The sequence below is a fragment of the Mastigocladopsis repens PCC 10914 genome (assembly GCF_000315565.1).
GTDB lineage: Bacteria > Cyanobacteriota > Cyanobacteriia > Cyanobacteriales > Nostocaceae > Mastigocladopsis > Mastigocladopsis repens.
Genome location: NZ_JH992901.1, coordinates 5,817,247 through 5,831,252, shown reverse-complemented (window position 1 = coordinate 5,831,252; position 14,006 = coordinate 5,817,247). Strand labels below are relative to the sequence as shown.

The 14,006-nt window shown below is 43.1% G+C and carries 10 protein-coding genes and 1 pseudogene; 4 read left to right on the top strand and 7 right to left on the bottom strand.

All coding sequences use genetic code 11. From position 1 onward, the window contains the following. Nucleotides 1-208: 208 nt before the first annotated feature. The 4 genes from tsf to MAS10914_RS0127895 all read right to left on the bottom strand — a co-directional run bounded on the left by tsf (nucleotide 209) and on the right by MAS10914_RS0127895 (nucleotide 4,180). A complete protein-coding gene (tsf, locus tag MAS10914_RS0127910) occupies nucleotides 209-1,153 on the bottom strand; it encodes a translation elongation factor Ts (RefSeq protein WP_017319246.1) in 945 nt (314 codons plus the stop codon). Between the two features lie 275 nt (nucleotides 1,154-1,428). Continuing rightward, a complete protein-coding gene (gene rpsB, locus MAS10914_RS0127905) occupies nucleotides 1,429-2,226 on the bottom strand; it encodes a 30S ribosomal protein S2 (RefSeq protein ID WP_017319245.1) in 798 nt (265 codons plus the stop codon). A 183-nt stretch (nucleotides 2,227-2,409) separates the two neighbouring features. Next, the gene (locus MAS10914_RS0127900) at nucleotides 2,410-3,393 is read right to left on the bottom strand and encodes a glycosyltransferase family 2 protein (protein ID WP_017319244.1); all 984 of its coding nucleotides are present in this window, start codon (nucleotides 3,391-3,393) and stop codon (nucleotides 2,410-2,412) included. 112 nt (nucleotides 3,394-3,505) lie between these two features. Further along, nucleotides 3,506-4,180 carry a hypothetical protein gene (locus tag MAS10914_RS0127895; protein ID WP_156818255.1) on the bottom strand — a complete coding sequence of 225 codons (675 nt, stop codon included), beginning with the start codon at nucleotides 4,178-4,180 and terminating at the stop codon, nucleotides 3,506-3,508. 320 nt (nucleotides 4,181-4,500) lie between these two features. Here MAS10914_RS0127895 and MAS10914_RS0127890 point away from each other — a divergent pair, with 320 nt between their 5' ends. Together MAS10914_RS0127890 and MAS10914_RS0127885 are read left to right on the top strand one after the other, a co-directional pair. After that, nucleotides 4,501-5,433 (top strand): cation diffusion facilitator family transporter, encoded by a 933-nt coding sequence (locus MAS10914_RS0127890; protein ID WP_232224249.1) that lies wholly within the window; start codon nucleotides 4,501-4,503, stop codon nucleotides 5,431-5,433. Nucleotides 5,434-5,582: 149 nt separating this feature from the next. Continuing rightward, nucleotides 5,583-6,788: an argininosuccinate synthase gene (locus tag MAS10914_RS0127885; RefSeq protein ID WP_017319241.1), complete on the top strand. Its 1,206-nt coding sequence runs from the start codon at nucleotides 5,583-5,585 to the stop codon at nucleotides 6,786-6,788. A 214-nt stretch (nucleotides 6,789-7,002) separates the two neighbouring features. Here MAS10914_RS0127885 and MAS10914_RS0127880 read toward each other — a convergent pair whose 3' ends face one another. Further along, complete coding sequence (locus tag MAS10914_RS0127880; protein WP_017319240.1) at nucleotides 7,003-8,052, bottom strand: tellurite resistance TerB family protein; 1,050 nt, start codon at nucleotides 8,050-8,052, stop codon at nucleotides 7,003-7,005. A gap of 347 nt (nucleotides 8,053-8,399) precedes the next feature. Beyond that, nucleotides 8,400-8,462 (bottom strand): annotated as a pseudogene (locus MAS10914_RS36745) (Clp protease N-terminal domain-containing protein); the annotation flags it as partial. A gap of 187 nt (nucleotides 8,463-8,649) precedes the next feature. Here MAS10914_RS36745 and ppsA point away from each other — a divergent pair. Further along, the gene (ppsA, locus tag MAS10914_RS0127875) at nucleotides 8,650-11,142 is read left to right on the top strand and encodes a phosphoenolpyruvate synthase (protein ID WP_017319239.1); all 2,493 of its coding nucleotides are present in this window, start codon (nucleotides 8,650-8,652) and stop codon (nucleotides 11,140-11,142) included. A gap of 162 nt (nucleotides 11,143-11,304) precedes the next feature. Further along, nucleotides 11,305-12,936 (top strand): dolichyl-phosphate-mannose--protein mannosyltransferase, encoded by a 1,632-nt coding sequence (locus MAS10914_RS0127870; protein ID WP_026082872.1) that lies wholly within the window; start codon nucleotides 11,305-11,307, stop codon nucleotides 12,934-12,936. Between the two features lie 342 nt (nucleotides 12,937-13,278). On the opposite strand, the gene MAS10914_RS0127865 is transcribed toward MAS10914_RS0127870, so the two are convergent. Then, the gene (locus MAS10914_RS0127865) at nucleotides 13,279-13,881 is read right to left on the bottom strand and encodes a cytochrome c oxidase subunit 3 (RefSeq protein ID WP_017319237.1); all 603 of its coding nucleotides are present in this window, start codon (nucleotides 13,879-13,881) and stop codon (nucleotides 13,279-13,281) included. Between the last annotated feature and the right edge of the window lie 125 nt (nucleotides 13,882-14,006).

Genomic DNA, 14,006 nt, shown 5'->3' with positions numbered 1-14,006 from the left:
ATGTTGAATTTTGAATTTAAACAGATAGGGACTCTAGTCTAGAGTAACGTTAGGCAAATAATAGTAAATTTTATTACCAAGTCCTATCTAAAATCTGAAATTCAGCTGAGCGTGAATGAAAAACAGGTCAGCCTAGCTTGCTTGACCTGTCTTGGAAATAGTCCTTTGTCCGTTGTCTTTTGCCCAAAACTAATGACAAATGACTAAGTTACTTGCTGCCTACTTGTGCAGCCACTTCTTCAGCAAAGTTGCTTTCTTGCTTCTCAATACCCTCGCCCAGGATATAGCGAACGAAGCGACGAACTTGGATGCTTCCGCCCAGTTGTGATCCGCTCTGCTTAATCAATTCTTCCAGCGTGATACTCTGATCGCGAATATAAGGTTGATCCAGCAAAGTCATTTCTTTGAGGCGTTTTTCAATCCGTCCCTGCACAATCTTTTCTTTAATGTTCTGTGGCTTGTTTGCCAAGTCATCCCGCCCCATTTCAATATCCTTTTCTTTTTGGGCAACTTCAGCGGGAATTTCGTCTACGTTCACATACTCAACATTTGGGCAAGCCGCAACTTGCATCGCTACGTTCCGTGCCAGAGTTTGAAACTCTTCACGACCAGATCCTAAATCATTTTGGTTGTTTAGTTCAACTAACACACCAACTCGACCGCCAGTATGAATGTAACTGTCTACTACCCCTTGTGTGTCTTGGGAAAGTGCAAATTTGGCGAAGCGACGCACTTGAATGTTTTCACCCAATTGGGCAATCGTTTGCTTAATAAAAGCTTCGACCGTTAAACTTTCATCTTCAATGTAGGGTTGAGCCATCAAAGACTCAAGACTCTCAACGGTCGTTGCTTGCTTCGCCAGGTTCTGAACTACAGCTTTGAAAGCCTCGTTACGGGCAACAAAATCAGTTTGGCAGTTGACTTCTATTAGTACACCCACCCGACCTCCGGGTTGAATGTATGCGTCCACTAGACCCTCTGCCGCAATACGTCCTGCTCCCTTATCGGCTTTGGCGATGCCTTTTTGTCGCAGCCACTCAATGGCTTTTTCCTGATCACCATCAGTTTCTTTTAGAGCCTTTTTGCAGTCCATCATACCAGCACCAGTTTTCTGGCGTAGCTCTTGGACGATTTTTGCAGATATTTCCGCCATGTTGCCTCAATTCCTACTTGACTGACAGTTTTAGTTGCTCTCAAATAAATTTTTGAGTCCTGAGTCTTAAGAGAGTCCTGAGTAATAAGCCCTGAGTGCTGAGTCCTTTCTACTCAACACTCACTACTGAGAACTCAGCACCGACTTAAGATTTTACCTGCGGCTAGGGACTCATGAATAGGCAGTACCCTAGAGTACCAAGTACTACTATCTTACTCGGCACTCGGCACTCAGCAACGCACTGGCTCTCCACAGTACTGGCTCCTCAGGACTGATTATTCTTCTTCGTCATCGGGAATGAGCGATCTGGTATAATCGCTTTCGCCTTCGTCGTAGTCAAACTCGTCCTCAGCGCCTTCGTAATCTTCGTACTCTTCTTCTCCATCCAATTGACCGTGACGACCTTCGTAAATGGCATCTGCTAATTTGCCTACTATTAGCTTAATCGAGCGGATGGCATCGTCATTTGCTGGAATGGGGATATCTACGACATCCGGGTCACAGTTAGTATCTAGCATGGACACAATCGGAATTGCCAGTTTTTGGCATTCTTGCACTGCGTTATATTCCCGCCGTTGGTCTACAATCACCACCACATCGGGAACTTTTCGCATGCTTTTAATGCCGCCCAGGTATTTCTGAAGCTTCGCCATTTCCCGACGCAGCATTGAGGCTTCTTTTTTCGGTAATAAATCGAGAGCGCCACTTTCCTCCCGACGTTCCAAATCTTTCAGGCGGTCTACCCGGGTTTTGATGGTCGCCCAGTTGGTGAGCATTCCACCCAACCAGCGCTGGTTAATGTAGTGAGAACCACAGCGGGAGGCTTCTTGGGCAATAATTCCTGCTGCTTGTCGCTTGGTACCAACAAACAGGAATTTCTTTCCAGCCTCAGCTTGCGATCGCATATAACTATATGCCTCTTCCATCAACTGGGCAGTCTGCACCAAGTCGATGATGTGTACTCCGTTGCGAGCGGTGTAAATAAAAGGAGACATCTTTGGGTTCCATCTACGGGTTTGATGCCCAAAGTGAACTCCTGACTCCATCATTTGAGCCAATGAAACAACAGCCATGTTTTTTACTCCTATTCGGGTTAAACCTCCATCCAGGTGGATCTCCAAAAGCAGGAAACACCCGAACTCCCGGATGTGCGAGAATTAATGAACCATACTAGGGTAGCATACTTGTGGCAGCTATTGGGGAATTGGAAGTGTTGAGAACTTACGAACATAATGCCTTACACTCCTACCCTCTTTTCAGGTTGCCTTTTGGATTTGGGCATAAGCTTCATAGACACCCTTGACGTTATACCAGTTAAGAAAAATTCGGGCAATTTCTAACGCCAACTGGGGTTTACCTAATTTAATGAGCCATTGTAAAAATGGAGCCATTGTACGTTCATTGAGGATGCCATTCAGTGATAAAACTCCCCAAAGCAAGCGATGCAACCAAGTCATTTGAATCATCATCCGCACTTCCCAAGTGGGGTGCTTTTGATAAAACAAAACTCCCATACGTCCGCGCTGAATTTCTTTGTCAATCAAGCGGGGAACTTGTTCTAAGCTAAAAGGAGGATGCCAGTGATACCCAACGGCATCTGGACATTTAATGAGTTTTAAACCCAGATTTTTGAGTCTGACACCTAGTTCTAAATCTTCCCAACCATAGAGTTGAAAACGAGTGTCAAAAAGCCCTGCTTTCTCCAGCCAATGCTTAGGAATAGCTACATTTCCTGTGGCAAAAAAGGCGGCGGAAAAATCTGTTAATTTATATGGTTCAGATGTGGGTTGGTCAAAATTACAAGTATTAATCACCGCACCATAGGTAAAGAAGCGATCGCCTCCAAATTTCTGCTTTCCTTGTTCTAGTGCATTAGCATGAGCTTGCAGAAAATTTTCTGTAACGACTAAATCACTATCAATGAAAATAATAGTGTCCCCTAGTGCCTTTTCTACTCCCAAATTTCGCGCAGCAGCTGGTCCAGCGTGGTTTTGACAAAACGTTCGCACATGGGGAAACTCGTCTTTACGTGCTTCCAACCATTCTAATGTGCCATCTGTAGAACCATCATCCACCAAAACAACCTCGTAACCTAGCACAGACGCGCCATGGTGCGTCTCTACATCGCTGAGTTTCTGCGCCTCTAAGGCTCTGAGGCACTTTTCCAAAATTGGCTTGCGATTGTAAGTTGGAATAACAACACTAAAAAACACAGTCTCACCCACAACACTATTGCCCATCTCCAGGATAGGACAGCAGTGGCTACAACACTGTTCCTTGAGGCGAAACCACCCCAGTCCTTCTATGGCGAGGTGGTTGAGATGATAATAATAGTGCAACGAGCAGCTTTTTTCAATTGAAATTTGTTTTACGCCGATGTTTGCGTAGCAGGACTGCCCCAGTGACACCTATGCCGACTAATGCTGTAGTCGCTGTTGGTTCTGGAACCGCCCGAGGAGTTTTTATGGAGAAATTTAGTATAGCCAGACCCACAGAAGGACCTCCATCTGAACTCAGTGCGTCCTCCTCGGTAAAAGTTATTGTGCCAGTCGCGTTCTCAAATATGCCCGTTCCATCGGTGATTGTTATGGTACCAGCACCCTTAATTGTGCCTTCGGTGAAGTTAATTTCAGCACTGTCGTTCGCTGTTCCAAATAACTGATTGGGCCCGTCACCGTAGTATATGTCAGAAAGTATTGGTTGATCTGTTAAGCCAAACACTCCTGGGTCTGAATTAAAGTTGTATTTGGTTATGGATGGGTTATCACTGGGCTGCACCTGACCGTAAGTATTGCTGATAAAAGAATCCAATCCGTAAGGAGCAGAATCGGTACTCTCACCTGTGATGGTTGCCCTGATGATACCCAAGTCCTCGTTGAAAGGATTAATTTCTACTAATGTGTTGTAATTAGCAGTAAATTCATACGTATCATAGGTAGTCTGCGCGCTCGCGCTTTGCACATTCAACCCGAAACCGCCAAATGCTAAGGCTACTGGCATTAGCCATGCGATGTGTGAACGGAGCATAATTGACCTTGTGTACTATATTAGGTAGTCAATGAGTATAAAGTAACAGTGTGTCTTTCTAAATAATACGTAATAATGAATGAACTTGTTATAAATGGTTACAAAGTTGTCGTAAAGCTATTGTGAAATTCAGTAAAGCTTGATATGTACAAATGGATACATTATGGAACTCGTACCGCGCCCTAAAGCGTCAAATGTCTGGTAATGCCCACTCATGAACGTATAGTGGGCATTATTCATGCTAAAAATAGAGTTTACATAGGGTTATTTGGGTCATGCTGTTAGAGCAACATTACAACTGCGGGTGTTCAGATAGTTCTGTGAATGGAACTCAAAACAGGCAAAAAACTCAACTTTTATCAATAACTGTTTGTTTACTTACCGGGTTTTTGGTCACTGAATGGAGTGTCGGTTTGTGGAGTGGAAGTTTATCTCTACAGGCAGATGCAGAACACATTCTTTCTGATATAGCAGCCTTGGGAATATCGCTGTTTGCCAATTGGTTAGCACATCAACCTGCTGCTGGTCGGGCAACATTTGGACATCGCCGCATCGAAATTCTAGCGGCTTTGGTGAATGGTTTGAGTTTGGTTGCGATCGCTGTTGTGATTTGTTGGGAGTCTGTTCACCGCTTTGGCAGCCCTCATGGGATTTCTGGCTTGCCAATGTTAGCGGTAGCAGTGTTAGGTTTAATCGTCAATTTGCTCAACATGACTTTGCTGCATCCCCACTCTCATGACGACTTAAATCTACGCGGTGCTGTGCTTCATATCATCGCTGACATAGCTAGTTCTCTAGGGGTGATTTTTGCTGCTGTGACGATTCACCTGTGGAATTGGTTGTGGGCAGATGCAGTTATGAGCCTAGTAGTTGCTGGCTTTACGGGTTTAAGTGCTTTGCCACTTGTCCGCGAAAGTCTCTCAATTCTTTTAGAGTATGCACCAAAATCAATTGACCCGGATGTGGTGGAAATCTCTCTCAAATCTTTTCCTCAAGTTTTGCAGGTAGAAAAACTCTACGTTTGGAGAATTAGCAGGGAGCAGGTGATGCTTTGCGCTCATCTGAGTGTGGATTGTGCAACTGTTGAAGAACGCGATCGCCTGCTTGGGCAATTACAGACTCATCTGGAGCAAAGTTTTGGTATTAATGAGATAACTTTACAGCTAAATAACCACAAATCTTGGGCAGCAATGCCAATTCATCCTTTATTCAAGCAAGATTTAGTTTCAATGCTATCTGTAGAAAATAAATAATGAGAAGAAAAGATTTGGATGAATCGGTGATGCTATTAAAAATATTGCGTATATCAACATATCATGACTAGCTCGCTGAGTTGAAAAATACACGTAAATAAGTTAGATAATAGTGACTCATTGTTGAGTTTTGCCAACTGGAGAAATAAATGGGTCGCGCAAAGAAAGTTGTTTTGGCTTATTCCGGCGGTGTAGATACCTCAGTATGCATTCCCTACCTTCAGCATGAATGGGGTGTAGAGGAAGTCATTACCCTAGCTGCAGATTTGGGACAAGGGGATGAATTAGACCCTGTCAGAGAAAAAGCTCTGAAATCAGGTGCAAGTGAATCATTGGTGGCAGATGTCAAAGAAAGCTTTGTGAAAGATTACGCTTTTGCTGCAATTCAAGCAAACGCCCTCTATGAAAATCGCTATCCTCTGAGTACTGCCCTTGCCCGTCCATTGATTGCCAAGGCATTAGTAGAAGCAGCAGAAAAATACGGTGCTGATGCGATCGCTCACGGATGCACTGGCAAGGGGAACGACCAGGTGCGCTTTGATGTCTCTATTGCTGCCCTAAACCCCAATCTCAAGATACTTGCACCAGCACGGGAATGGGGAATGAGCCGTGAGGAAACCATCGCCTACGGGGAACGGTATGGCATTCCCTCGCCAGTGAAAAAAAAGTCTCCCTACAGCATAGACCGTAATTTGCTAGGTCGCAGCATTGAAGCAGGTCCTCTGGAAGATCCCACAGTGGAACCACTAGAAGAAATTTATTTAATGACGAAGGCGATCGCTGACACCCCAGACGAGCCAGAGTATGTTGAAATTGGTTTTATCAGAGGAATTCCTACCACCCTCAATGGTGAATTCAAGAACCCAGTTGATCTCATCCAACAACTTAACCAGGTGGTTGGGAATCATGGTGTCGGACGGATTGACATGATAGAAAACCGCTTGGTCGGTATCAAATCACGGGAAATTTATGAAGCGCCTGCTTTGCTGGTGTTAATTCAGGCACACCGAGATTTAGAAAGCCTAACTTTGACCGCAGATGTTACCCACTACAAGCGTGGTATTGAAGAAACTTACAGCCAATTAATCTACAACGGTCTGTGGTACAGTCCCCTAAAAGGTGCACTGGATGCCTTTATTCAAAAGACACAAGAGCGAGTGTCTGGAACTGTGCGAGTGAAACTTTTCAAAGGCAACGCTACCATAGTTGGGCGTAGTTCTGATAATTCTCTATACACTCCCGACTTGGCTACCTACGGTGCTGAGGATAAATTTGACCATAAGGCAGCCGAAGGTTTTATCTACGTTTGGGGACTACCAACGCGCATTTGGTCACAGCAGGAAAAGGGTAGATAAATAACGGTTCGTAGTCTTGCACTCATACCATTTCACGTTAATCGCGATACATTTCAATTCTGTAGAGACGCGCCATGGCGCGTCTCTACACTACGGATCTCTACACTACGGATTTGTATCAAGAATTTCGTGAATTCGTAGTCAGGACTTTAGTCCTAGATTCTTTGAGCGCTTAAGCGCTCAAAGAATCCTTCAAAACTAATGGGACAGACTACTAAGTAAATTCGATGGTATCAACAAAATTTAAAACATTCTGCTTGATACCCTCAGCTTCTTCTTCAACAGAACCTGGTTTTTCCCCATCCAAGAAGCTGCGTTGGTTGCTGACGACATACAAAAAGTCGCCATAGATAAATGCCAGAAGCCCTCGGTACGCATTGAACTTAGTCGCAGTACCGTTATTTCCTGTTTTGGAAATTTTTGAACCTTCAGGCATATCAACTAACACGAAGTAAGCCCCCTCTAATGCGTCTTCCAGATATTCGGTATATTTTACCTGAGCATCTGGTAAATTAGCAACAATTGTTTGAGGCACATACTTATTAAGGAGAAGTGAACGCAGATATTCTTCCTGTCCCACAGAATCTATTTCCTCTGTCTTTTGTGAGGAAAGAGGGTAATAATCGATTCTCAGTAAAGTGCCAGAGTCATCAGAAAAGTTGACTAACCCTTCTTGAGTTTGAACCCTACCACCTTGCTGAACATCGACTGGAATCAGGAGTGTAAAATTACCGGAAGGTGACTCATACAGGTTTGGGCTTGAGTCTTCAAGTCCTGTTTCATCCTCGTCTTCTGCGAAGTCTTCATCTTCTACCTCTTCAAAGGCGGCGATGACCTCATCTACAATTTCTTTAGCTTCTTCATCGTCAATTTCCAAGGCTTCCTGGAGCTTTTTGAGCAAAGTCGTTTTGCCTTTGGGAATACGCAGTTCATCTTCATCTACAAGTACACTCACCCCCGCAGCATAAGCATCCAGCAATAAGTCTTCTGTCAGGACATTATTTGCAGTCTTAAATAGCACTCCAAGTCCATTTTCCTCTGCAAGGACTATGACTTTATCAAGTGTTTCTAACAACTCGTCGTCTGAGTATTCTTCAAAAACCTCGAGTCCCCAGAGGATATCTGCTAACAAGTCTGGATCCACCTCTTCCAATGAAGAATCAGCAGCAGCTGTGACAACTGCGATCGCTGCTACTGCTTCGTCTGAACTCAGTGATTCTTTTAATGTCTTATCTGAGTTAAAAATCTTATCATATTTACCCATGACTGCTCCCTCCTAAATGGCTTGCTGGTAATAACACAAGTCTAGTGCCAATGGGTAGTTTAGCAATGAAGTGAGTCTGTTCTGTTCCATCTTCACAGAAAGCCTTTCCCCGTAAGGTGTACTGACACGCTTAACACATCCAGAAGCAACGCTTAAACACGGCTTCCTAACCGAACAAAGAACTCAGAACTCAGGACTCAGTAGTCAGAATAATAAAAGGATGCTTGCCCCGTGTATTCATTTTGTTTTTCTATTCTTTTTGGTATGACAATCATACTCAAAGGACTTTCTGTTTTAGCATCTGTTGCTTCAGCTTCATATATAGTTTCACCGATTTGACGGATGACTTAATTACGTATTTGGGCTAAATCAACTCCCAAATTCTCTAAAATTCTGACAGCTACTCCATCGTTCGTTTTCTAGAATCAAACCTAACAGTAAATATACAGATTTTGTATTCTCTGCCACTCCAAAATCTAAACTTTCTTATACAAAATCTAAAGATACTATAAAACCTTTTCCGATTGAATGTGATATACCTTACATAGAGGCAAGCAATCGTCGAATAAGCAGGGCATAAATAGGGGGTAAATACAGATGGGAACAGTAAAAAAAGATACTTTATCTCAATCATCCTCCAAAGAGCGATCGCTTATCCTCTGGTTTAATGAGGTTGGCATTACCGATATACCCATAGTTGGTGGGAAGAATGCGTCCTTAGGGGAGATGATTCAACAGCTGACGCCTAAAGGCATTAATGTTCCATTTGGATTTGCCACGACTGCCTATGCCTATCGCTATTTCATTCAATCAGCGCTTTTAGAACAAAAGCTGCGCGAACTCTTTTGTGACTTAGATGTAGAAGATGTAAAAAATTTACGAGAACGAGGAAAAAAGGCGCGATCGCTCCTGCTACACACACCATTTCCTGCGCCGTTACGAGAAGCAATTGTTAAAGCATACCAAACCCTATGTGAGCGATACAATTACGATACAGACGTAGCAGTGCGTTCTAGTGCTACCGCAGAAGACCTTCCTGACGCTAGTTTTGCCGGACAGCAAGAATCTTACCTCAATGTGACTGGTGTAGAAAGTGTTTTAGCCGCCTGTCATAAATGCTTTGCTTCCCTATTTACAGACCGTGCTATTTCCTACCGCCATACCAAGGGATTTGACCACTTCAGTATTGCCCTCGCTGTTGGTGTGCAAAAAATGGTGCGCTCAGATTTAGCCTGTTCTGGGGTCATGTTCTCCATACAAACAGAAACAGGCTTTAAAGATGCTGCACTGATTACAGCAGCATACGGTTTAGGAGAAAACGTTGTCCAAGGGTCAGTCAACCCAGACGAATACCACGTTTTTAAACCAACTCTGAAAGTTGGTTTCCGCCCAATTATTGATAAAAGATTGGGTAGTAAAGAATTAAAAATGGTCTATGATGACGGCTCCAAATTCACGAAAAACGTCCTCGTTCCTGAGAATGAAAGAGGCAAATTCGCCCTGACAGATGAAGAAATTTTGGAACTAGCTCGTTGGGCGTGTTTGATTGAAGACCATTATTCTAAAGTGAACGGCACCTATACCCCAATGGACATTGAGTGGGCGAAAGATGGCATAACCAACGAATTGTTTGTCGTGCAAGCGCGTCCGGAAACCGTGCAGTCTCAAAAGACGCAAAATGTGTTGCGGAGTTATCGCCTTCTAAAGAGAGATGAGGCAGATCAGGGAGATGGGGGAGTAAAATCTTCCTCATCTCCCCAACCTCTACTCACCGGGCGTGCTATTGGGGAAGCCATTAGTCAAGGTAAAGCACACCTGATTCTAGATGTAAATAAGATCGAGCAATTCCAAGCAGGGGAAGTCTTGGTTACAGATAGAACCGACCCCGACTGGGAACCGATCATGAAAAGAGCAAGCGCGATTATCACCAACCAAGGCGGACGCACCTGTCATGCGGCGATTATTGCGCGAGAATTGGGTGTACCTGCAATTGTGGGATGCGGCAATGCTACGGAAATTTTGAAAAACGGTCAAGAAATAACAATCTCTTGCGCCGAAGGGGAAGAAGGACGGGTTTACGCAGGATTATTGCCCTTTGAAGTTAAAGAAGTTCCGCTAGAAAACTTACCCCGCACCCATACCCAAATCTTAATGAATGTGGGCAATCCCCAAGAAGCATTCAGTTTGTCTGCCATTCCTAATGATGGGGTAGGTTTAGCCCGGACAGAGTTTATCATTGCCAACCACATCCAAACCCATCCGATGGCATTGATTTATTATGACCAGCTAGAAGATGAATTTGTTAAAGCCAAAATTGCTGAAATCACCGCACTTTACGACGACAAAACCCAGTATTTTGTCGATAAGTTAGCTCAAGGTATCGCCAGGATTGCTGCCGCGTTTTATCCCAAACCAGTTATCGTGCGAATGTCCGACTTTAAGAGTAACGAATATGCTAACTTGTTAGGTGGCAGACAGTTTGAACCTAAAGAAGAAAATCCAATGCTTGGCTGGCGAGGGGCGGCGCGTTACTACGATGAAGCCTACAGAGAAGCTTTTGCTTTAGAATGCCTTGCCCTCAAGCGAGTTAGGGACGAGATGGGATTGACCAACGCGATCGCTATGATTCCCTTCTGTCGCACTCCTGATGAGGGGCGTCTGGTATTGGCAGAAATGGCAAAAAATGGTTTGAAGCAGGGAGTTAATGATTTGCAGGTCTATGTGATGTGCGAATTGCCCAACAATGTCATTATGGCTGAAGAGTTTGCACAAGTTTTTGATGGGTTCTCAATTGGTTCCAATGACCTCACTCAACTGACACTTGGTATAGATAGGGATTCGAGTTTGGTGGCGCGGTTGTTTGACGAACGCAGTGAGGGTGTCAAACGGATGGTACAGTTAGCAATAACAGCGGCGAAAAAGTACAATCGTAAAATTGGGATTTGTGGACAAGCGCCCAGTGATTACCCTGAATTTGCCCAGTTCCTAGTTGAACAGGGAATTGACTCTATCAGTTTGAATCCGGATTCAGTTTTAAAGACTATGCTGGAAGTGGCAAAAGTCGAACAGCAATCTCAAGTTCATGAATGATTCTGTCTGTTGCAAAACGTGTGGACGTAGTTCATGAAAAGTCAACAGTCATGAAAATGAAACCACAGATGTAGGCGTAAGCCTACATCTGTATGCATCTGTGGTTCCAAATATTGGAATATCATGTTTGCAAGAGAACTAGTGACTATTGACTCTGAACCAATGAAGAAAAAATGGTTTCGGATTGGCATTGCGGGTGTGTTCCTATTATCACTCACCTTACGATTTTGGGGGTTGGGGCGATTTAACACCTTTGTCTTTGATGAAGTTTACTACGCTAAATTTGGTAATAACTATCTCACCCATACACCATTTTTTGATGGTCATCCACCATTAGGTAAATATTTGATTGGGATTGGGATTTGGATTGGCAATCATATTCCCTTTTGGCAAGATGAGGTAAATGGGTTTACGGGTTCGGTGATATCGCCTCTGAGTTACCGTTGGATGAATGCCTTTTCTGGTTCATTTATCCCATTAATTGTCGCCGCCATTGCCTATCAGATCAGTTACCGTCGCAGTTTTGCTTTACTGGCTGGTTTGTTCACAGCTTGTGATGGCATATTTCTCGTAGAATCTCGCTATGCCCTGATCAACCAATATATTGTCATTTTTGGACTATTGGGACAGTGGTTTTTATTATTGGCACTAGCAAACCAAAGACAACAACGCAACTTCTGGTTAATACTTTCTGGCATAGCTTTTGGTGCGTCAGCTGCTACCAAGTGGAATGGTTTATGGTTTCTACTAGGTGCTTATCTTATTTGGATATTAGCTTGGGGAATTCGTTGGTTGCAGTCTTTTAGCTTTGTTAACAAAGAAACTCATCCTCAACTCCAACAGGAAAAGTTTCTTTCTCATCGTTCCCTGACCAGTGGGAGGAAAAAAAGCACTAAAAGAAGTTTTTCCTTATCTTCCTTAACTCTGTTTACCTCTGGCTTATCCAGCAATAGAAGATATAAAATTATTCCTAATAAGGGAAAGTTTAGGACTTTTAGCAAGAGCAAAAAGAGCAATTTAACGCCCTTGCAAAACTTAACTCAACTCAATCTTATTCACATTATTATTTATTTAGGTGTTATTCCTTTAATAGTTTACAGTTTCATTTGGATTCCCCATCTTTTATTAGATAAAAGGTATGGATTTATAGAAGTACACAGACAAATTTTGCTGTTTCATGAACGTCTTGGTGGGAATAGTCCCAAGGTACATCCTTACTGTGCTGCTTGGTATAAGTGGCCCTTGATGACTCGACCAATGGCGTATTTTTACCAAACGGTGCAAAATATTAATGAACCGTTACCTGTGATGGGACCTCCTTTGCCTTCCGGTACCGGGAAAGTCATTTATGATGTCCATGCAATGGGCAATCCCTTTTTATGGTGGTTTGGTGCTGCGGCGCTTTTGTTTTTAATAGGAATGTTGGTGTGGCAAGTCTTAATTCCTCTAATAAGGCAAAAGAGTTTTTCTCCTTCTACGATGCTTTGTGTTGATACTTGGATTGCCTTGTACTTAGTAGTCAATTATGCTGCTCATTTACTGCCTTGGGTGCAAGTCAACCGTTGCGTTTTTATCTACCACTACATGACGGCTTTGATATTTGCATTTTTAGCAATTGCTTGGCTTGTCGATCAGTGTTTACGCAGTTATCGTATTGAACTCCGCGCCCTTGGTGTAACCATTACCTTTATGATTGTAATGGCATTTATTTTTTGGATGCCTATTTATTTAGGTTTACCACTCTCAGCTTTTGAATATAGACCAATGCGAATGTGGTTCAATTCTTGGATTTAGGATTTGAGATTTTATACAGCGGTTTTCATTTGAATGAAGTACAAATAGCCTACGGCACGGCTTACGCCTACATCTGTGTCCATCTGTGTCCATCTGTGGTTCATTATTTCTTTGTGTACCTTACCCAATTGCAAACCGCTATATCTAGGGTTCTTGAGGGAATATCTCTCGAAGTAAGAAAGCTTACATAACAGTATCCTGTCGTTTTTTCAAATATCTAATTTGAAGCTAGTAATTGCAGCGACTCTCGATTGAATGCAAGATATCTGTAGGAGCTTTCCGAACGGAAAGCCCTACAATAAGCTCTATTTCACCCGAATGAGAACCGCTATATTCTGATGTTTATTGCCAAATATAAATAAGGACAAACAAAACAATCCAGATGACATCAACAAAGTGCCAGAATAGAGAGGTTGCATTCACACCAAAATGACCTGTGTCGTAGTTACCTGGAATGAAAGAGCGACCCAAAACAATGATTTGCAATAAAACGCCAGTGAGAACGTGCAAACCGTGGAAGCCTGTTAGTAAATAGAACATCCCACCAAAGACTCCTGTGGTAAAGCCAAATGAAAGGTGGCTCCACTCGATCGCTTGTCCAACTAAAAAGTAACTTCCCATTGCGATCGTTAAGAAAAGAAACTGGCGAAATTTCGTCAAGTCGTGGCGTGCAAGGGCGCGTTCTGCCAAGTAAATGACAAAGCTACTGGAAACAAGAACCACCGTATTAATTGCAGGATCTCTGATTTCTAATCCTGAAACACCAGCAGGTAACCAGTCAGGAGTTGTTGTTTTGTAGACAATATATGCTGTAAAAAAACCAAGGAAAATGAAAGTCTCTGAAAACAAGAACACAATGAAGGCGAACATTTTGCTGCCTTCTTCATCATGGGTATGCTCATGTCCAGAATGCTGTAACTCTTGTGAAACGATGGAACTGTCCATTTGATAAATTCTCCTTTAGAGGTTGTTATGGCAGTCCTAAATGATTTGTAAGAAAAATGAACCACAGATGGACACAGATGCACACAGATAAAATATGACGCTCTCACAATTCATTTAGGATTGCT